The sequence below is a fragment of the Stenotrophomonas sp. Y6 genome, from assembly GCF_022436665.1.
Lineage (GTDB): Bacteria > Pseudomonadota > Gammaproteobacteria > Xanthomonadales > Xanthomonadaceae > Stenotrophomonas > Stenotrophomonas acidaminiphila_A.
In genome coordinates this window covers 469,284-489,419 of record NZ_JAKUKB010000001.1, presented here as the reverse complement: position 1 = coordinate 489,419, position 20,136 = coordinate 469,284, and the positions used below count along the sequence as shown (strand labels likewise).

At 73.1% G+C, this 20,136-nt stretch carries 13 protein-coding genes; 7 read left to right on the top strand and 6 right to left on the bottom strand.

Going from position 1 to position 20,136, the window contains the following annotated elements; translation table 11 throughout:
• The first annotated feature begins 27 nt into the window (after positions 1-27).
• On the top strand, positions 28-4,290 hold the full coding sequence (gene hrpA / locus MKP15_RS02215) for an ATP-dependent RNA helicase HrpA (protein ID WP_240211646.1): 4,263 nt from the start codon (positions 28-30) through the stop codon (positions 4,288-4,290).
• Between the two features lie 69 nt (positions 4,291-4,359).
• On the opposite strand, the gene MKP15_RS02210 is transcribed toward hrpA, so the two are convergent.
• Positions 4,360-4,893, bottom strand: a complete 534-nt coding sequence (locus MKP15_RS02210) for a DUF4124 domain-containing protein (RefSeq protein WP_104938298.1) — start codon at positions 4,891-4,893, stop codon at positions 4,360-4,362.
• 55 nt (positions 4,894-4,948) lie between these two features.
• Positions 4,949-5,461 (bottom strand): hypothetical protein, encoded by a 513-nt coding sequence (locus MKP15_RS02205; protein ID WP_240211645.1) that lies wholly within the window; start codon positions 5,459-5,461, stop codon positions 4,949-4,951.
• A gap of 63 nt (positions 5,462-5,524) precedes the next feature.
• Here MKP15_RS02205 and MKP15_RS02200 point away from each other — a divergent pair, with 63 nt between their 5' ends.
• Both MKP15_RS02200 and MKP15_RS02195 read left to right on the top strand, forming a co-directional pair.
• Positions 5,525-7,687 carry a bifunctional (p)ppGpp synthetase/guanosine-3',5'-bis(diphosphate) 3'-pyrophosphohydrolase gene (locus MKP15_RS02200; RefSeq protein ID WP_161615268.1) on the top strand — a complete coding sequence of 721 codons (2,163 nt, stop codon included), beginning with the start codon at positions 5,525-5,527 and terminating at the stop codon, positions 7,685-7,687.
• A gap of 46 nt (positions 7,688-7,733) precedes the next feature.
• Positions 7,734-9,281 carry a hypothetical protein gene (locus tag MKP15_RS02195; protein WP_240211644.1) on the top strand — a complete coding sequence of 516 codons (1,548 nt, stop codon included), beginning with the start codon at positions 7,734-7,736 and terminating at the stop codon, positions 9,279-9,281.
• Here MKP15_RS02195 and MKP15_RS02190 read toward each other — a convergent pair.
• Positions 9,278-11,377, bottom strand: coding sequence for a glycosyltransferase (locus MKP15_RS02190; RefSeq protein ID WP_240211643.1), 2,100 nt, complete (start codon positions 11,375-11,377; stop codon positions 9,278-9,280). The genes MKP15_RS02195 and MKP15_RS02190 overlap by 4 nt on opposite strands.
• A 96-nt stretch (positions 11,378-11,473) precedes the next feature.
• On the opposite strand from MKP15_RS02190, the gene mrcB reads away from it, so the two are divergent.
• The 4 genes from mrcB (at position 11,474) to tsaB (ending at position 17,226) form a co-directional block, all read left to right on the top strand.
• Positions 11,474-13,879 (top strand): penicillin-binding protein 1B, encoded by a 2,406-nt coding sequence (mrcB, locus tag MKP15_RS02185; protein ID WP_161615057.1) that lies wholly within the window; start codon positions 11,474-11,476, stop codon positions 13,877-13,879.
• 7 nt (positions 13,880-13,886) lie between these two features.
• Positions 13,887-14,417 (top strand): hypothetical protein, encoded by a 531-nt coding sequence (locus MKP15_RS02180; protein WP_240211642.1) that lies wholly within the window; start codon positions 13,887-13,889, stop codon positions 14,415-14,417.
• A 77-nt stretch (positions 14,418-14,494) separates the two neighbouring features.
• Positions 14,495-16,525 carry an ATP-dependent DNA helicase gene (locus MKP15_RS02175; RefSeq protein WP_240211641.1) on the top strand — a complete coding sequence of 677 codons (2,031 nt, stop codon included), beginning with the start codon at positions 14,495-14,497 and terminating at the stop codon, positions 16,523-16,525.
• On the top strand, positions 16,522-17,226 hold the full coding sequence (tsaB, locus tag MKP15_RS02170; RefSeq protein ID WP_240211640.1) for a tRNA (adenosine(37)-N6)-threonylcarbamoyltransferase complex dimerization subunit type 1 TsaB: 705 nt from the start codon (positions 16,522-16,524) through the stop codon (positions 17,224-17,226). Before MKP15_RS02175 ends, tsaB begins: the two co-directional genes overlap by 4 nt.
• Before the next feature lie 52 nt (positions 17,227-17,278).
• Here tsaB and MKP15_RS02165 read toward each other — a convergent pair whose 3' ends face one another.
• The 3 genes from MKP15_RS02165 to MKP15_RS02155 form a co-directional block, all read right to left on the bottom strand.
• A complete protein-coding gene (locus MKP15_RS02165) occupies positions 17,279-18,085 on the bottom strand; it encodes a hypothetical protein (RefSeq protein WP_240211639.1) in 807 nt (268 codons plus the stop codon).
• Positions 18,086-18,122: 37 nt separating this feature from the next.
• Entirely contained in the window at positions 18,123-18,998 is an 876-nt protein-coding gene (locus MKP15_RS02160; protein WP_240211638.1) for a PhzF family phenazine biosynthesis protein, read from the bottom strand.
• Positions 18,999-19,101: 103 nt separating this feature from the next.
• Positions 19,102-19,962 (bottom strand): PhzF family phenazine biosynthesis protein, encoded by an 861-nt coding sequence (locus tag MKP15_RS02155; RefSeq protein WP_240211637.1) that lies wholly within the window; start codon positions 19,960-19,962, stop codon positions 19,102-19,104.
• Positions 19,963-20,136: the final 174 nt, after the last annotated feature.

The following is a 20,136-nucleotide window of genomic DNA, read 5'->3' as shown; positions in this document are numbered from 1 at the left end:
ATTTCACGTTTTCTCGTTGAACGATTGATGAGCGCTATCGAAAAGGACACTGCCGCGCGCCTGCGCCAAGCCCGCACGGCCATCGACGGGGCGATGAGCCGCGACCGCGGGCGCCTGCTCGGGCTGTGGTCACGCTGGCAGGGGCGGCCGGCCGATGCCGCCGCCGAGGCGGCGTTCCGCGGGCTGCTGGAGCAGTCCCGGGAGCAGCGTCGGCAGCGCGCGGCGCGGCCGCTTGCGATCAGCATGGACGACGCGCTGCCGATCGCGCGTGAAGCCGAGCGGATCACCGCCCTGATCCGCGACCACCAGGTGGTGGTGATCGCCGGCGAGACCGGTTCGGGCAAGACCACCCAGCTGCCCAAGCTGTGCCTGGCCGCCGGGCGCGGCGAGGCCGGGATGATCGGCTGCACCCAGCCGCGGCGCATCGCCGCGCGCGCGGTGGCCACTCGCGTGGCCGAGGAGCTGGGCAGCGAACTGGGCACGGTGGTCGGCTACCAGGTGCGCTTCACCGACAAGGTCGGCGAGGACAGCCGCATCAAGTTCATGACCGACGGCATCCTGCTGGCCGAGATCGCCTCGGACCGCTGGCTGTCGCGCTACGACACGCTGATCATCGACGAGGCGCACGAGCGCAGCCTCAACATCGATTTCCTGCTCGGTTACCTCAAGCAGCTGCTGCGCCGGCGCCCGGACCTGAAGCTGGTGGTGACTTCGGCCACCATCGATACCGAGCGCTTCTCGCGTCATTTCGACGATGCGCCGGTGGTCAGCGTCGAGGGCCGCACCTACCCGGTGGAGGTGCGCTACCGGCCGCTGGACGAGGCACGGCCGGCGCCGGTCGCCGAGGGCAGGGGCGGGCGCGGCCGCGGCGATGATGCTGACGCGGACCCGGTATCGGTCAACGAGGCGATCGTCGCGGCGGTGGACGAGATCACCCGCTTGGATCCGCGCGGCGATGTGCTGGTGTTCCTGCCCGGCGAGCGCGAGATCCGCGACGCGCACCAGGCGCTGGAACGGCGCAAGTACCGCGAGACCGAGGTGCTGCCGCTGTATGCGCGGCTCTCGGCCAAGGACCAGGACCGGGTGTTCAACCCGGGGCCGAAGCGGCGCCTGGTGCTCACCACCAACGTCGCCGAGACCTCGCTGACGGTGCCGCGCATCCGCTACGTGGTCGACCCCGGCTACGCCCGGGTCAAGCGCTACAGTCCGCGGCAGAAGCTGGACCGGCTGCACATCGAACCGGTGTCGCAGGCCAGCGCCAACCAGCGCAAGGGCCGCTGCGGGCGCATCGCCGAGGGCGTGTGTTACCGCCTGTATGCCGAGGCCGATTTCCAGGCGCGCCCGGAATTCACCGATCCGGAGATCCGCCGTTCCTCGCTGGCCGGGGTGATCCTGCGCATGCTGCAGCTGGGCCTGGGGCGGATCGAGGATTTCCCGTTCCTCGAGCCGCCGGACGAACGCGCGGTCGCCGACGGCTGGCAGCAGCTGGCCGAGCTGGGCGCGATCGACGGCGAGCGCAGGCTCACCGCCATCGGCCGGCAGATGGCGCGGTTGCCGGTGGACGTGAAGCTGGCGCGCATGCTGGTGGCCGCGCAGCAGGCCGGCTGCCTGCACGAGATGCTGGTGATCGCCTCGTTCCTGGGCATCCAGGACCCGCGCGAACGGCCGCCGGAAGCGCGCGAGGCCGCCGACAACGCGCATGCGGCCTTCGCCGACCCGCGTTCGGAATTCCTCGGCATCCTGCGCCTGTGGGAAGGCTACCGCGCAGCGCACGAAGACCTGACCCAATCCAAACTGCGCGACTGGTGCGGCCGGCATTTCCTCGGCTTCCTGCGCATGCGCGAATGGCGCGAACTGCACCGTCAGCTGCGCCTGCTGTGCGAGGAGCTGGGCTGGGCGAGCCAGCGCGCTGACGCGCCACTGGCGCGTGCGCTGGGGAGCGCCCGGCCTGGGATGGCCGGGCCGGACGATCCGGGTGCAGCGCAGCCGCGCCAGGGAGGGCAGCAGGAAAACGGATCGCTGCTGCGGGCGCTGCTTGCCGCGCCGGCCGCACTGCCGGCAGGCGGCGATGGCGACGCCAGGCGCAAGGCCACGCGCGGCGAACTGCACAAGGCGGCGCGGCTGGCACGCGAAGGCGCGAAGCCGGCGAAATCTGTGGCTGCGCCGGATGTTCCGGGGGCCGGCGCAGCCGCCCGGCCAGGCAAGGCAAAAATCGACTCCGAGCCCGGTTCCGTCCCGGTGCCGGAGAAGGTGCGGGCCGCGGCCTACCAGGCGCTGCACCGGGCGATCCTCGCCGGGCTGCCGACGCAGATCGGCCACCGCACCGAGAAGGGCGACTTCCAGGCGCCGCGCCAGCGCCGCTTCCACCTGTTCCCGGGCTCGGCGCTGGCCAAGCGGCCGCCGCCGTGGGTGCTGAGCGCGACCCTGCTCGATACCCAGCGCGTGTGGGGCCTGACCAACGCCGCCATCGAGCCGGACTGGGCCATCGCCGAACTGCCGCACCTGCTGGCGCGCAAGCATTTCGATCCGCACTGGTCGCGTGCCCAGGGCCAGGTGCTGGCGGCCGAGCAGATCAGCCTGTTCGGGCTGGTGCTGGCGCCGCGCAAGCCGGTGCATTACGGCCGCATCAACCCCGGCGAAGCGCATGACATCTTCGTGCGCCAGGCGCTGGTCACCGGCGAGATCAATACCCGTGCCGGCTTCGTCGCCGACAACCTCAAGGTGCTGGAGCAGGCGCGCGAGGAAGAGGCCAAGCTGCGCCGCGCCGGCATCGTCGCCGACGAGGACTGGCAGGCGCGCTGGTACCTGGACCGGGTCCCGGCCGAGATCCATTCGGCCAGTGGGCTGGATGCCTGGTGGAAGGCACTGCCGCCCGCGCAGCAGCGCACGCTGCGCTGGTCGCTGGCCGACCTGCTGCCGGGCGAAGGCAGCGAGCAGGAGCGCTATCCGAAATATTTCGCGCTGGGCGACGCGCGGCTGGCGATGCATTACCGCTTCGAGCCCGGCGCGGCGGACGACGGCGTCACCCTGGACGTGCCGCTGCACCTGCTCAACGCGCTGGACCCGGCGCGGCTGTCGTGGCTGGCGCCGGGGTTCGTCGCCGACAAGGCCGCGGCGCTGATCCGCAGCCTGCCCAAGGCGATGCGCCGCAACTACGTGCCGGCGCCGGACTTCGGCCGCGCCTTCTTCGAGGCCTGGCCGCAGCCCTCGGCCGACGACATCCGCGGCGAGCTGGCGCGGTTCCTGTCCAAAGCCACCGGCGCGGTGGTGGCGGCCACCGATTTCGACGAGGCCGCGCTGGAGCCGCACCTGCGCATGAACCTGCGCCTGGCCGATGGCGAGGGCCGGCTGCTGGCGATGTCGCGCGATCTCGATGCGCTGCGCGCACGCTTCGGCGAGCGCGCCGGGCAGGCGTTCGCGGCGCGCGCCGGCAAGGCGCTGGCGGCCGAGGGGCTGCGCGAGTTCCCGGCCGGCGTCATTCCCGAGCAGGTGCCCGGCGAAGCCGGCGTGCCGGCGTACCCGGCGCTGGTCGATACCGGCGAGACGGCGGCGCTGCGCATCTTCGCCGACCGCAACGCCGCGCGGCTGGCGCATCCGGGCGGGGTGCGGCGGCTGCTGGAGATCGCCCTGGCCGACAAGGTCAAGCAGGCCCGCAAGCAGCTGCCGGTATCGCCCAAGACCGGTCTGCTGTATGCGGCCATCGAATCGCAGGAAAGGCTGCGCGGCGACCTGGTCGATGCGGCCATGAACGCGGTGCTGGCCGATGGCCTGGGCGAAATCCGCTCGGCGGAGGCGTTCAAGCTGCGCCGTGCCGATGCCGGCAAGCGCCTGTTCGGCGAAGCGATGGAGCGGCTGCGCCTGGCCGAGACCATCCTCGGCCTGGTGGGCGAGCTCAAGCCGCTGCTGGAGGCGCCGTTGATGGGCTGGGCGCGCGGCAACCTCGACGACATGGAACGGCAGCTGGCGTCGCTGGTGCATGCCGGCTTCCTGCGGCAGACCCCCGCCGACGCGCTGGCGCAGTTCCCGCGTTACCTGAAGGCGATGATCCTGCGCAGCGAACGCGCCAAGCGCGACCCACCCCGCGACCAGGCGCGCATGCTCGAGCTCAAGCCCTTCGTCGACGCATTGGAGGAGGCGCGGGCGCAGGGGCTGGCGGCGCGGCCGGAGTGGTCGGCGCTGCGCTGGGACATCGAGGAACTGCGGGTATCGCTGTTCGCCCAGGAACTGGGCTTCCGTTCCGGCATCTCGCCGAAGAAGCTGGCGCAGCGGGTCACCGCGCTGCGCGGTTGACCCGCGCCGCCGGCGGGGCTCGCCCGGCAGGCGGCGTCACCGCAACGGCGGTGCGGGCAAGGCCCGCCGCTACGGCGTGGGGCGGTACTGCTCCACGCAGCGCCGGCGCGCGGCGTTGACCTGGTCGTGGGCGTAGGCATGCTCGCGGCTGATCGCGCGGCGCAGGTTGTCCATGCGCGCCTGCAGGGCCTGGCTGCGCTTGGCGTCGGCGGCGTTGTCCAGCTGCTCGCCGAGCATCGCCATCTGCTGTTGGTAGGTCGCCACGCGGTCGTTGGAGGGGCCGTAGATCGACGCGGTCGCCGTGGCGATGCACGCGCGTTCGGCGCTGCGGTCCTGTTCCGCCGGCGCTGGCGGCGGGCTGCCGCTCTCGCGCAGCGGCGATTGCTCCGGCTCGCCTGCCTCCGCCGGGGGCGGTGGCGGTAGCGCCACCGGCGCCGGCAGGCGCTCGCTGCGCAGCTTCATCGGCTGCGCGTTGGCGTCGCAGGGATGCTCGGAATACGCGGTTTCCCCGGATTTCCCCTTGCACTTGTAGACCTGGGCCGACGCGCCGGCCGGCAGCAGGAACAGCAGCAGGAGCAACAGCGTGGCGGGCAGGAAGGGCATGGCGGACCAGGGCAGGGGCGGGCGCCGCGGTGCGCGGCGCGGGAACGGGCACAGGTTACTTGGTGCGGCGCACCTTGGCGCGGGTATTGAGCCCGTCGATCTGCAGGTACCACACCCCCATCAGCCCCGGGGTGATCTGCACCGCCGGCGCCTGCTTGCGGACACCGGCGGCCCGCGCATCGTCGGTCTGTTCCCAGACCTGGCCATTGTCCAGGGTGTACTGGCGGCCCTTGCCGAAGCCGCTGAACTCGCCCACCAGCGTGGCCTTGATCGGCTCGCTGGAGCCGAAGTCGAAGAAGCCGCGGTTCTTCACGATCACTTCCTGGCGGCCTTCCTCGCGCGCCTGCTCCAGCGCGGTGGCGGTGGCATTGCGCACCTTGCCCTGCAGCCAGGCGTTGAGCGCGGCCAGCTCCTCCGGCGAGAGCTTTTCCAGGCCCGCGGCCTTGAACTCGGCGGAGGACATCTGCTGCTGCAGGTCGCCTTCGACGACGCGCTGCGCGTGTACGGCGAACGCCGGTGCGAGCAGCAGGGTGGTGGTGAGCAGGAGGCAAAGGCGCGACGGCTGCATGGGCGATTGTTCCCGTGGATGGTTGGGCGCTAGTGTAGGCGCATCCGCCCGCCATCAACCGCTGTGAACCGTTCTTCCCTCTCCGGCCTGGATGCCCTGCTGCACCGCCCGTCCTGCGGCGCCCTTTCCGATCCGTTGCGGGAGGCGCTGCTGGGTGCCTGGCGGCAGCCCGGGACCGACACCCAACCGCGGTTGCCGTGGCCGGTGCTGGCCGACACGCTCGATGCGCTGGCCCTGCTGTCCGCCGACGAGGCGGTGATCGCCGCCGCGCTGCTGTTCGATCTGCCGGGCCTGCGCGCGCGCCTGGCGGAGCTGCCGCTGGGCAACGCGGCGGCCGCGGTGCGCGGGCTGCTCGATGGGCAGGATGCCGCCGACCAGGTGTGGGCGCTGCACGCCGGGCGCGAGGCCGGCCGCAACAGCGAAGGCCTGCGCCGCCTGCTGCTGTCCATCGTCCACGACCTGCGCGTGGTGCCGGTGCTGCTGGCGCGGCAACTGGCGTGCATGCGCGCGGCCGACCGCAGCCCCGAGGAGCAGCGCCGCGCGCTGGCGCAGCTGACCCGCGACATCCACGCGCCGCTGGCCAACCGCCTGGGCATCTGGCAGTTGAAATGGGAGCTGGAAGACCTGGCGTTCCGTTTCCTGGAGCCGGATACGTACCGCCACATCGCGCGCGAGGTGGACGAAACCCGGCTGGCGCGCGAGCGCTACGTCGAAGCGGTCAAACGCCGCCTGTCCGCGGCGCTGGGCGAGCACGGCATCCGCGCCGAGGTCAGCGGCCGGCCCAAGCACATCTACAGCATCTGGCGGAAGATGCAGAAGAAGAAGCTGGCCTTCGAGCAGCTCTACGACCTGCGCGCGGTGCGGGTGATGGTGGACGACGTGGCCGCCTGCTACGCCGCGCTGGGCGTGGTGCACGCGTTGTGGACGCCGATCCCCAGCGAGTTCGACGACTACATCGCCCGGCCCAAGGCCAACGACTACCGCTCGCTGCACACCGCGGTGATCGGCCCGGAGGGGCGCACCGTGGAAGTGCAGATCCGCACCCACGAGATGCATGCGCAGGCCGAACTGGGTGTGGCCGCGCACTGGAAGTACAAGGAAGGCGGCAAGGGCGCGGAGAAGGCGTTCGACCGCAAGATCACCTGGATGCGGCAATTGCTGGAGCAGGCGCAGGATGCGGCCAATCCGGAGGACCTGGCCGGCGCGCTGGATGCCGAGCTGATCGAGGACCGGGTCTACGCGCTCAGCCCCAAGGGCGAGGTGATGGACCTGCCGGCCGGCGCCACGCCGCTGGACTTCGCCTACCACGTGCACACCATGGTCGGGCACCGTTGCCGCGGCGCCAAGGTCAACGGCCGCATCGTGCCGCTGACCTACCGCCTGCGCAGCGGCGACCGGGTCGAGATCATGACCGCGCGCGACGCCGACCCGCGCCGCGACTGGCTGCTGCCGGCCAACGGCTTCCTGGCCAGCAACCGTTCGCGCGAGAAGGTACGCACCTGGTTCCACAAGCTCGACCGCGCGCGCAACGTGCAGGCCGGGCGCGAACTGCTGGACCGCGAGCTCAAGCGTCTGGGCCTGCAGCAGGCCGACCTGATGCTCGCCGCCCGGCGTTTCCACGCCGACAGCGTCGACGACCTGTACATCCAGGTCGCGCTTGGCGACACCGGCCCCAGCCAGGTCAGCCGCGCGCTGCTGGAGGCGGAGAAGGAGAAGAACCAGCCCGCGCCGGCCACCCCGGCGCTGCCGCGGCCGACCGCGCGCCGCGACGGCATCGGCCGCTCCGACTTCACCGTGCAGGGCGTGGGCAACCTGCTGGTGCAGCTGGCGCGCTGCTGCCAGCCGGTGGCCGGCGAGCCGATCGCCGGCTACCTCACCCGGACCCGCGGGGTCACCGTGCACCGTGCCGATTGCCCGGCGCTGGCGCGGTTGTCGGCAGCGCACCCCGAGCGCGTGCTGCCGGTGGAGTGGGGCCGCGCCGGCGCGGGCTACGAGGTGGACGTGATGGTCCGTGCCATGGACCGGCGCTGGCTGCTCAAGGACATCACCAACCTGATCGCGCAGGAGGATGCCTACGTGCTCAACATCAACAGCGATCCGCTGCGCGACAGCGGCCGCATGCAGCTGCGGCTGCGGCTGAAGGTGAGCGACTACGGCCAGCTGTCCACCCTGCTGGGCAAGCTCGACGCGCTGCCGGGCGTGGACGAAGCGCGGCGCATGGGCTGAGGCCGGCGTTGCCGGCGGCGTCATCGCGGGCTGCTAGGCTGGCCGCATGCACAAGACCCGTTCCCGCCTGCCAGGATGGCTGTCGCCGCTCGTCGGGCGCGTGCACCTGTACGCGCGCTGGTGGGTGGCGCGTGGCTGGGACAGCCCGCGCGCGTGGCGCTCGATCGCCATCGGGGTGCTGCTGCTGGCGGTGCTGCTGAGCGTGTTCCGGCAGCCGCTGGCGAACCTGTTGTGGCCGGAGACCAAGATCCAGCGCCTGCTCGACGACGGCCACCGCGCGCTGCGCCAGGGCCATCTGTCCGCGGCCGATGGCAGCGGCGCGCGCGAACTGTTCGAAGCCGCCGCGGCGCTGGATCCGGACCGCGGCGACGTACGCGACGCGCTGGCCGATACCGGGCGCGCGGCGCTGGAACAGGCGCGGCGGCAGCTGGCCGCCGGCGATGTGCCCGCCACCCGCGCGGCGCTGGCGCTGGCGCGGCAGCTGCAGGTGCCGCAGGGGGAGCTCGACGCCATCGCTGCGCGCCTGCAGCGCCAGGCGCGGGAACCCGAGCGCGTCGACGACCTGCTGCGCCGTGCCGAGGCGGCACAGGCGCAGGGGCGTCTGGACCAGGGCGCCGACAGCGCGCTGCCGTTGTACCAGCGGGTGCTGGCGGTACGCCCGGATCACCTGCAGGCGCTGCAGGGGCGCGACGACGCGCTGTCCGACCTGCTGGCCGCGGCGCTCGACGCGACGCGGCGGGACGATATCCAGGCGGCGGCCGGCCTGCTGCGGCGGGTGGAAGGCTATGACCCGGGGCACGCCGAACTGCCCGCGGCCCGCGCCGCGCTGAACACCGCGCTGGAGCGGCGTCGTGGCCAGGCCGCGCGCGACCTGGCGCGGGGGCGCCTGCGCCAGGCTGCGGACGGATACAGCCGGGTGCTCGCGCTCGGTGACGACCCGGTGGCGCGCCGCGGATTGCAGCAGGTCGCGCGGGCCTGGGCCGGCGAGGCCGTGCGGCTGGCCGGCGACTTCCATTTCGAGCAGGCGCGGCAGGCGCTGGAGCAGGCGCGTGCATGGGCGCCGGGCAGTGCCGACGTGGCCGCCGCCGAGCAGGCGCTGCAGCGCGCGCAGGGCGCGCACCGGGCGCTGGAGACGCGGATGCCGGCCGCCGAGCGCGAGCGCCGGGTACGCGCACTGCTGGCGCAGATGGACGCCGCGGCGGCGCAGGGGCAGTGGCTGCTGCCGCCCGGCGCCAGCGCCTACGACCGCTTCAAGGCCGCGCAGGCGCTGGCCCCCGGCGACGCGCGGGTGAAGCAGGCCGGTGCCCGCATCCTGCCCGCCGCCCGCGACTGCATGGAGCACCACCTGCAGGGCAACCGCCTGCAGGCGGCGCGCACCTGCCTGGATGCCTGGCAGGCGCTGGCGCCGGGCGATCCGCGGTTGCCCGCGGCGCGGCGGCGGCTGGCGCAGCGCTGGCTGGCGGTCGGCAGCGAACGGCTGGGCGCCGGCGACGTGGCCTTCGCCGGCCGCGCGCTGGACCAGGCGCGCGCGCTGGACCCGGCGACCCCGGAGCTGCCGGCCTTCGCCGAACGGCTGGGCAACGCCCGGCGTTAGTCCAGGAACACCCGGGTCACCACGTCGCGCGCGGCGTCCATCGAGAAATGCCGGGCAATGTTGTCCAGGCCGTTGCCGGACAGCCGCCGCCACAGGGCTTCGTCGTCGTGCAGCCGCACCACCGCGTCGGCGAACGCCGCGGCGCCGTCGGCGACCAGCACGTCCTCGCCGTCGCGCAGGTGCATGCCCTCGGCGGCGCAGCCGGTGGCCACCACCGGCTGGCCGTGGGCCATGCTCAGGTTGATCTTGCCCTTGACCCCGGCGCCGAAGCGCAGCGGGGCCACCGCGACCCGGCCACCGGCCATCCACGGCACCACGTCGGGCACGTAGCCATGCACCTGCACGCCGGGCTGCGTGGCCGCCAGCACGCGCAGGCTGTCGGGCACGTCGGCACCGATGCAGTGGAAGCCGATGCCCGGCAGGCGTTGCCGGATCAGCGGGAACACCTCGCCGATGAACCACTGCATCGCATCCAGGTTCGGCGGGTGGTTGAAGCCGCCGACGAACACCAGCCCCTGCCGCTGCGCCCAGTCCAGCCCCTGGCCGGCGACCTCGTGCAGGTTGGACAGCAGCTCGACCCGCACGCCGGGGGCATCGACCGCCAACTGCGCCTTCTCGGCGGCGCTGACCAGCAGGGTGACGTCGGTCGCGGCCATCACCGCCAGCTCGCTGGCCCGGGTGCGCTCGGCACTGCGCGCCAGCCGCGGGTCGCCGCTGAGCTCGGCGCCACGGCGTTCGCGCAGGTAGTGCAGGTCGACGGTGTCGAACACGGTGCGCGCCTGCGGCGCATGGCGCCGCAGCAGCGGCAGGCATTGGCTGGCGACGTGGTGGCGCACCAGCAGCACCACCTGGAAGCGCTGGCCATGCGTGCGCAGCCACGCGCCGACGCCGTCCAGCCACGGCGCGTGCCAGACCTCCACGCCCAGCGCCTGCAGGGCGTGGGTGGCGGCGACGCCGTGTTCGCCGCGGGTCGGCAGGAACACCACGTGGGCGCCGCCGGCCAGCAGCATGCGGATCAGGTTGAACTGGCGCAGCGAGGCCGAATCGCGATCCGGGCGCGGCACCGCCTCGTCGATGATCAGCACCTGGCGCTGGCCACGGTGCAACAGCGCCGGGCCCGGCACGCTGCCCGCCGGCAGCTGCCGCGCCAGCGCGATGCGCCAGGCGTCGGCGAACACCTGCTGGTTGCGCACCTGCCAAGCCTTGACCCCGCTGCCGGTGTCGGTGCCGTTGCTGGTGCCTTCGTCGTGGACCACGCGGCTGGCCGGCTGCACCAGCACGCGGTGGCCGGCGGCGCGCACCTTGAACGCCAGGTCGGTGTCCTCGTAGTAGGCCGGCGCATAGCGCGCATCCAGCCCGCCGAACCGCGCCAGCAGCGCACGCGGAATGGCCAGCGCCGCGCCGGAACAGTAATCGGCGTCGCGCAGGCTGGCGTAGCACGGGTCCTCCGGCGATTCGAAACGCCCGTAGCTCCAGCAACTGCCGTCGTCGAACACCACGCCCCCCGATTCCTGCAGGCGACCATCCGGATACAGCAGCTGCGCACCGACCAGGCCGGCCTGCGGAATCTGCACGAAGGTGTCGAGCAGGGCGTCCAGCCAGCCCGGTTGCGGCACGGTGTCATTGTTCAGCAGCACCACGTACTGGCCGCGGGCCAGCCGCAGGCCGTCGTTGCAGGCGGCGATGAAGCCGCCGTTCTCCGCGCGGCGGTGGTAGCGCAGGCCGTCGATCCGCGCCATCCAGCCAGCGGTCTCGTCGCTGCTGCCGTCGTCGACCACCAGGATCTCGCAGGCCGCCGCCGGCGGATGCGCGGCCAGTGCGCGCAGGCACGCCAGGGTATGCGCGGCATGGTTGTAGACCGGGATCACGATGCTGGCCAGCGGCTCGGCGCTGCTGGGCACGGCGAATGGCGCGAAGGCGGCCGCGGCCGGTGCGTACAACGGCGCGCGCCGCGGTGGCGGCTGCCGCCGCAGGCGCACGCCGACGCGCTGCAGGGTGGTGCGCCAGCCGCGGGTGCGCAGGCTGGCCAGGCCGCGGCGGATCAGGCCGACGATGCGGGCGAGGTGGTAGCGCGCATCGGCCGGGGACATCGACATTCGGTTGCAACTCCAGCTTAAGCAGGTGGGGGCCGGCAGCGGTGCGGTGGCGCGAGGCTGCGTTAGACTCGCCTGAACCTACATTCTCGCATCCCCGTGCCGCGACGCTACGATACCGACGAACTGGACGACGATACCGACGAGCCGGGCACGCCCTGGCGCAACCGGTTGATCACCTGGGGCCTGGCCGCCGCCGCCCTTGGTCTCGGTTTCCTGATCCCGTACACGCTGTACCTGAACTCGCAGGTGACCCAGCGCTTCGGCGAGCTGCGCTGGCAGATCCCGACCCGGGTCTATGCCAGGCCGCTGGTGCTGGCGCCGGGCGTGGCGATGAACGCCGGCACGCTCAAGACCGAGCTGGCGGCGTCGGCCTATCGCGATGACGGCATCGGCCAGAGCCCGGGCACTTACCGGCTGCAGGACGGCCGGTTCACCATTTCCAGCCGTGGCTATGTCGATGTCGACGGGCGCGTGGCGCCGCGCCGGATCGACGTGGTGGTCTCCGGTGGCCAGGTCGCCTCGCTGCGCGATGCCGCGCAGCGCAAGCCGCTCAAGGCCGCGCGGCTGGACCCGGCGCGCATCGCCACCCTGTACGGGCAGAAGCAGGAGGAACGGCGGCTGGTGCGCATCGCCGAAGCGCCCGAGCTGCTGGTCACCGGCCTGCAGGCGGTGGAGGACAAGGATTTCAACAGCCACCACGGCATCGACCTGAGCGGCATCGTGCGCGCGGTCTGGGTCACTGTGCGCTCCGGCGGCAAGGTACGCCAGGGCGCCAGCACGCTGACCCAGCAGCTGGCGCGCAGCGGCCTGCTCGGCATCGGCAAGGAACAGACCCTCACCCGCAAGTTCAACGAGGTGCTGTACGCGCTGATCATGGAAGCGCGCTACGACAAGCAGGTGATCCTGGAGGCCTACCTCAACCAGGTCTACCTGGGGCAGCGCGGCAGCCAGGCGATCCACGGCGTGGCGTCGGGCGCCGAGTTCTGGTTCGGGCGCGATCTGAATTCGCTGACCACCGAGCAGGTGGCGCTGTTGATCGGGCTGGTGAAGGGGCCGTCCTACTACGATCCGCGGCGCAACCCCGAGCGCGCGCTGGACCGCCGCAACTTCGTGCTGGGCAAGCTGCACGAGAACGACCTGATCGACGCGGCCGAGTACCAGCGCGCGCTGAAGGCGCCGCTGGGGGTGCCGAAGGTGCCGGGGCTGGCGGCGGCCAACCGCTTCCCGGCCTATATCGACCTGGTGCGCCGCCAGCTTGGCCATGACTACCCGGAAAGCACCCTGCAGGGCGCGGGCCTCAACGTCCTCACCGGCATGTCGCCCTCGGCCCAGGCCTACGCCGAAGGCGCGGTGGCGCATACGGTCAAGTCGCTGGAGAACAAGCGCCGCCCCGAGCTGCAGGCGGGGCTGGTGCTGACCGACGTGCACAACGGCGACGTGCTGGCGGTGGTCGGCAGCCGCGATGTCGCCGAGCCGGGCTTCAACCGCGCCATCGACGCGCAGCGGCCGGTCGGTTCGCTGCTCAAGCCGTTCGTGTACCTGCTGGCGCTGGCGCAGCCGGACCGCTGGTCGCTGGCGACCTGGGTAGAGGACACCCCGGTGACCGTGCAGCTCAGCCGCGGGCGCAACTGGACCCCGGGCAACGCCGACAACCGCAGCCACGGCACGGTGCGCCTGATCGACGCGCTGGCCCGTTCCTACAACCAGGCCACGGTGCGGGTCGGCATGCAGGTCGGGCCCGAGCGCATCACCCAGCTGATCCACGTCTTGGCCGGGCTCAAGGCCGAAGCCAACCCGGCGGTGATCCTGGGCTCCACCGACCAGAGCCCCTACGGCATGGCGCAGCTGTACCAGTTCCTGGCCTCCGGCGGCGAGATCCAGCCGCTGCACGCCGTGCGCGGGGTGGTCGACGCGCAGGGCACGCTGCTCAAGCGTTACGACAAGAGCCCGGCGCCGGCGCAGGAAGGCGATTCCATCGCCGCCAACCTGATCAGCGTGGCGCTGCAGCAGGTGGTGTCCAGCGGTACCGCCTCCGGGCTCAACGCCGACGGCCTCGGCCGGCTGCAGCCGGCCGGCAAGACCGGCACCACCAACGACGGCCGCGACAGCTGGTACGCCGGCTACACCGGCGACCACCTGGCGGTGGTGTGGATGGGCAACGACCAGAACGAGCAGGCCGGCCTGTTCGGCGCCACCGGCGCGATGCGGGTGTGGTCGGGCATCTTCCGCAACCTGCCGAGCCGGCCGCTGCGGGTGAACAGCAAGGGCCTGGACTGGCAGTACGTGGCCGCCGAAGGCACCAACAGCACCGACGAAGGCTGCCCGGGCGCACGCCGGCTGCCGTTCGTGGCCGGCTTCGCCCCGGCCTACGCGCCGTGCGCGCCGCCGGCGGTGCCGGAAGAGGAGACCCAGGAAGGCGGGGGCTGGCGCAGCTGGTTCGGGCTGGACCGCAAGGAACCGGCCGCGGCGTCAAGCACGCCTTCAGACGCGCCTGCGCGATAATGGCGGCATGAACCACACGCTCCCGATCCACCGCGCACTGGCCGTCCTGGCCGCCTCCCTGGCCCTGGCCGCCTGCACCAGCACGCCACCCCCGCCGCCGTCCCCGGTCGATACCACCACGCCTGCCCAGCGCATGGCCGCGGTACAGGCTGCCGCCGGCGCCGACGACAAGGAAGTGACCGTGCAGCCGCTGCGCGACCCGCAGGTGGACGACCTGCGCCAGATCGCCGGTGAACGCCGCGGGGCCGGCGACCTGGCCGGTGCCGCCGATGCGCTGAACCAGGCCCTGCTGCTGGTCGAGGACGACCCGGCGATCCTGCAGGAACGCGCCGAGATCGCGCTGCTGCAGGGCGACTGGGCGCGCGCCGAGACGCTGGCGCGCAAGGCGCTCGCGCTGGGCTCGCGCACCGGGCCGCTGTGCCGCCGCCACTGGGCCACCATCGAGCAGACGCACCTGGCGCGCGTGGAGAAGGAAAACGCCGCGTCGGCGCATGCGCAGATCGAAGCCTGCACCGTGCCGGGGATCATCCGCTATTGAGGGGCCGGGGATCGCAGGCCAGCGGCCCGTGGGTACCGGCTTCTTGCTGATTCCAAGCCTCCGGCCCCGGACCTCCGATGCTTAGAACCGCCAGCCGTGAAGCCCTCAGCGCCGACGGCGCGCTCGCGCGGCAGCTCGACGCCTTCACCCCGCGCGCGGCGCAACTGCGCCTGGCCGAGGTCATCGCCGATGCCTTCCAGCAGCGCGACGTACTGCTGGCCGAGGCCGGCACCGGCACCGGCAAGACCTTTGCCTACCTGGTCCCGGCGCTGCTGTCCGGGCTGAAGACCATCGTCAGCACCGGCACCCGCGCGCTGCAGGACCAGCTCTACCACCGCGACCTGCCACGGGTGCGCGCCGCGCTCGGCGTCGGCCACCGCAGCGCGCTGCTCAAGGGCCGCGCCAACTACCTGTGCCGCTACCGGCTGGACCAGGCGCGCGGGGAACCGCGCCTGGCCTCGCCCGAACAGGCCGCGCAGTTCCAGCGCATCGTTGCCTGGTCCGGGCGCACGCAGTTCGGCGACGTGGCCGAGCTCGACGGGTTGGCCGACGATTCGCCGCTGCTGCCGATGGTCACGTCCACCGTCGACAACTGCCTGGGCAGCGACTGCCCGTTCTGGAGCGAGTGCTTCGTGGTGCAGGCGCGGCAGCGCGCGCAGGAGGCCGACCTGGTGGTGGTCAACCACCACCTGCTGCTGGCCGACCTGGCGCTCAAGCAGGAAGGTTTCGGCGAGATCCTGCCGGGCGCGCAGGCGTTCGTGATCGACGAGGCGCACCAGCTGCCGGAACTGGCGGCCGGGTTCTTCGGCGAAGGCTTCGGCATGCGCCCGTGGCAGGAGCTGGCGCGCGACTGCCTGGCCGAATGCCGCGGCGTGGCCGGCGCGCAGCCGGTGCTGCAGCCGCCGGTGGCGGCGCTGGAAATGGCATTGCGGCAACTGCGCGCGGCGATGGAGCCGTTGCCGCCGCGCGGCACCCAGTGGCGCGCGCTGGCGGTGCCGGCGGTGGCCGAGGGCTTCGACGTGCTGGCCACGGCGCTGGCCGGGTTGCGCGATGCGCTGGCCGGTGTGCGCGAGGCGTCGCCGGGGCTGGACGCGTGCCATGCACGCGCGCTCGAAGGCGCGGCGCGGCTGGCGCGCTGGCTGGGCGAGGATGCGCCGCTGCCCGATTTCGAAAGCGATGACGCCGACATCGGCGCCGCCGGCAACGATGTGCTCTGGTACGAGCTGACGCCGCGCGGCTTCCGCTGCCAGCGCACCCCGCTGGACGTATCCGGGCCGCTGCGCGAACACCGCCTGCGCTCGCACGCGGCCTGGGTGTTCACCTCGGCCACGCTGACCGTCGATGGCGACTTCGGCCACCTGGCCGCGCGGCTGGGGCTGGACGACCCACACACCCTGGTCCAGCCCAGCCCGTTCGACTGGCCGGTGCAGGCGCTGTGCTACCTGCCGCGGCAGTTGCCCGATCCGGCCGCACGCGGCTTCGGCGCCGCGCTGATCGCCACCCTGCGCCCGGTGCTGGAGGCTTCGCAGGGGCGTGCGTTCCTGCTGTTCGCCTCGCACCGCGCGCTGCGCGAGGCCGCCGATGCGCTGCGCGGCGGGCCGTGGCCGCTGTTCGTGCAGGGCGAGGCGCCCCGCGCCAGCCTGCTGCAGCGTTTCCGCGAATCGGGCAACGGCGTGCTGCTGGGCTCGGCCAGTTTCCGCGAAGGCGTGGACGTGGCCGGCGACGCGCTGAGCGTGGTGGTGATCGACAAGCTGCCCTTCGCCGCGCCGGACGACCCGGTGTACGAGGCGCGGCTGGACGCGATCCGCCGCGCCGGTGGCAACCCGTTCCGCGACGAACAGTTGCCGCAGGCGGTGATCGCGCTCAAGCAGGGCGTGGGCCGGCTGATCCGCAGCGAGAGCGACCGCGGCGTGCTGGTGCTGTGCGACCCGCGCCTGCTCAGCCGCGGCTACGGGCGCGTGTTCCTGGATTCGCTGCCGCCGTTCCGCCGCACCCGCGAACTGGCCGATGTGCAGGCGTTCTTTGCGCGACAATGGCAGCCCGATGCCGACGCGCCGGGCATGGAAACCGCCATGCCGCCCCTTCCCGATCCCGATGTGACCCCATGAAGCTGCTCGCCCTGGAAACCGCCACCGAAGCCTGTTCCGTCGCCCTGCATGTGGACGGGCAGGTACTGGAACGCTTCGAGATCGCGCCGCGCCGGCATGCGGAACTGACCCTGCCGTGGGCGGAACAGCTGCTGGCCGAAGCCGGCATCGCCCGCGCGCAGCTGGACGCCATCGCCCTGGGCCGCGGCCCCGGCGCGTTCACCGGCGTGCGCCTGGCCATCGCCATCGCCCAGGGCATCGCCCTGGCGCTGGACCGGCCGCTGCTGCCGGTGTCCACGCTGCAGGTGCTGGCGATGCAGGCGCCCGCCGACGCCAGCCACGTGCTGGCCAGCATCGATGCGCGCATGGGCGAGGTCTACGCCGCGCGCTGCGTGCGCCGTGGCGATGGCCTGTGGGACGAACAGGGCGCGGAAGTGGTGATTGCCCCGGAAGCGCTGCAGCTGCCCGACGATGGCAGCCGCTGGGCCGGGGTCGGCACCGGTTTCGGCGCCGCCGAGGGGCTGCTGGCCACGCGCCTGCAGGCGCGGCTGTCGTCGGTCGATGCGCAGGCGCTGCCGCGCGCATCGGACGTGTTGAAGCTCGCCGTGCCGGCCTTCGCCCGCGGCGAGGGCATCGCTCCCGAACGGGTGCAGCCGGCCTACCTGCGCGACAACGTCGCGCTCACCCTGGTCGAACAGCAGGCGCTGCGCGCTTCGCGCTGACCTGCCCGGCAGGGCACTGCCGGGAAGGCGCCAGGCGCGGCGAGCCCCGCACCTACCGGGGCCGGTTGCCGCCGGCATCCAGCAGCGCATTGAGTTGTCCGATCATCGCGTCGTCGTAGCCGATGCCCTGCGCTGTCTGCGGCCGTGGCGCCGGCGCATCGGCATCGCGCAGTTCGGCGCGCAATCCGCTGCTGGCGCCGTAGATCGGCGCCGCGACCGTGAAACCCCGCACGGGGCGCGTGTCGAACAGCGCCCGGTACAGCTGCACCGCATCGAGCAGCGTCAGCGCCGGCCCGGGATGCATGCCGTCGGCGTCGTACCAGGCGAGCGTGCCGGCGCCGGTGGAGAGCCGGCGCAGGCTTTCGGAAATCTCCACGTAGCCGATGCCGGCCTGCGTGGCGGCGGCGCGTTCGGCCTGGACAATCGCCGCCGACGCGCGGGGATGGGGCTGGTAGCTGCCCAGCAGCAACACCCGTGCGCCGGCCTGGCGGCCCGCCGCGGCCAGTGCCTGCACCGCCTGCCGCGACGCCCGGCAGGGATCCTCGCCGGCGCCACAGAGCAGCTCGCCGCCGCGTTCCTGCAGCACCAGCACCGCCGGCCGGTAGCGGGCCAGCGCCCGCGGCACGCTGCCGTCGGCCACCCGCTGTTCGAGCGTGGCGCCGCCCTGCACGAGCATCGCGGCGTGCATATGCTGCCCGTTGGCATTGGCCAGTGCGGCGAACGTGGCCGGCAGGTTGCCGACATAGGTCAGGCTGTTGCCGACGAACAGCACGCGCTGCGGCACTGCCGGCTGCGTGGCACCGGCAGGCACCTGCATGCCGGCCAACAGCAGCGACAACAGCAGCATCCATCGACGCATGCGGACGACCTCTCCCTGGACTGTCGGTACGACCGCGCTACCAGTCGATGGTTCCGCGGATCACCGTCTGCACCTGGCCGCCGGACCACACGTCGCCGTGCGCGTCAATGCGCAGTTCCAGCAATGCGTCGTGGCCGACCTCGCGGCCCTGGCTGACGCTGTAGCGACCGCCGTGGCCGGGCAGCGCGCCGCGTTCGTCCAGCCACGCGGCGAGCACCGCATTGGCGGCGCCGGAGGCGGCGTCCTCGAAGCGGCGGCCGTTGCCGACGAAGGCGCGCACCGCCAGGTCGTGCGCCTGGCCATGGCTGCGGGCGTAGGCGAACACGCCCATCGCGCCGCTGGCCTCGGCCAGGGTGGCGATGGCGTCCCAGTCCGGGGCCAGGCCGCGCAGGGTGGCCTCGTCGGCCAGTTCCAGCAGCCACCAGCGGCGGCCGCCGTCCATCAGCACCGGCGGCAGCGCGCCCAGCGCCCAGCCAGCGATGGCCGGGCGCAGCCGCGCATCGGCGGCGTCCACGATCTCCGCCACCGATGCGCGCGGGGTGCGGATGGCGATGCGGCGGACGCCGTCGATCGTGTCCACCCGCAGCGGCAGCTGCCCGGCGATGCCGTCCTGCACCAGCAGGCCGTCGACCGGCGTGGCCAGGCCGCACTCCAGCACCGCATGCGCGCTGCCGACGCTGGGGTGGCCGGCGAACGGCACTTCCTTCTGTGGCGCGAACATGCGGATGCGGTAGCTGCTGCCCGGCACGGTGGGCGCGAACACGAAGGTGGTCTCGGGCAGGCGGGTCCAGCGGGCGATGGCCTGCATGGCGGTATCGTCCAGGCCGTCGGCATCGAGCACCACGGCCAGCGGGTTGCCGGTGCCGGGGCGCGGGGCGAAGACGTCCAGTTGCAGGAAGCGGCGGGTAGTCATGGGGATTCCGTGGGGTAGGGGAGATATCCGCAGGCGCGCGATCGGCCTCACCGGGAAGGTTCCCGCGCACGCAAGTGCGCACCTGCGGGCAGGGGGGCGGCGGTTACCAGTCGAGGTGGCCGCCGATGACCGGCTGCACCTCGCCGCCGATCCAGACATGGCCCTCGTCGTCCACCTGCACATGGACCTCGCCGTTGCGGCCGCGCTCGCGGCCCTGGCTGGCGCGGTAGTGCTGGCCGGGCGCGAGCCGGCCCTGGGCCAGCAGGTGCGCGGCGACCAGTGCGTTGGCGCTGCCGGTCACCGGGTCTTCGTCGATGCCGACGCCGGGGGCGAAGGCGCGCACCACGTACTGGTAGCCCACGTCGGGCCGCGCCGCGGCGGCGAACACGGCGAGCTTGCCGTTGCCGGGCAGGGCGGCGATGGCCGCCAGTTCCGGCCGGTAGCGGCGCAGCGCGGCTTCGTCGCCGGCCTCCAGCAGCCACCAGTCCGGGCCGTTGTTCCACAGCGCCGGCGCCACGCCCGGGCGTGCCAGTGCGGCCAGGCCCGGCGGCAGCGCGGGCGTGGCCGCGTCGCGCTGTTCCGCGCGCGGGCTGCGCACGTGCAGCAGGCGGAAGCGGCTACTGCCCTGCACCCGCACCGGCAGCAGGCCGGCGGCGCACTGCTGCAGCAGCCGGCCGTGGTCGTCGGCCGTCGCCAGGCCGTGCTCCAGCGCGGCCCAGGCCGCGCCCACGCTGGGGTGTCCGGCGAAGGGCAGCTCCATCCTCGGGGTGAAGATGCGGATGCGGTAGCCGGCGTCGGCGTCGGGCGGCAGGAAGAACACCGTCTCGGACAGGTTCAGCCAAGCGGCGATGGCCTGCATGGCGGCATCGTCCAGGCCGTCGGCATCGAGCACGACGCCCAGCGGGTTGCCGGCGCCCGGGCGCGCGGCGAAGACGTCCAGTTGCAGATAGCGGCGTGCGGTCATGGCAGGGGTCCAGGCGGGGGCCGGCCAGCATAGGCCGCGCGCGCCGGCATCGCGAGCCCGGGCGTCCTCCGCGCGCGCCGCCGTGGCCACCGGCGCAATGCGGTCGCCCGCAACCGGCGGCGGCGCGGGGCGGGGCATGGCTATAGAATCGACGGTTCCGCCCGCCTGTCGGGT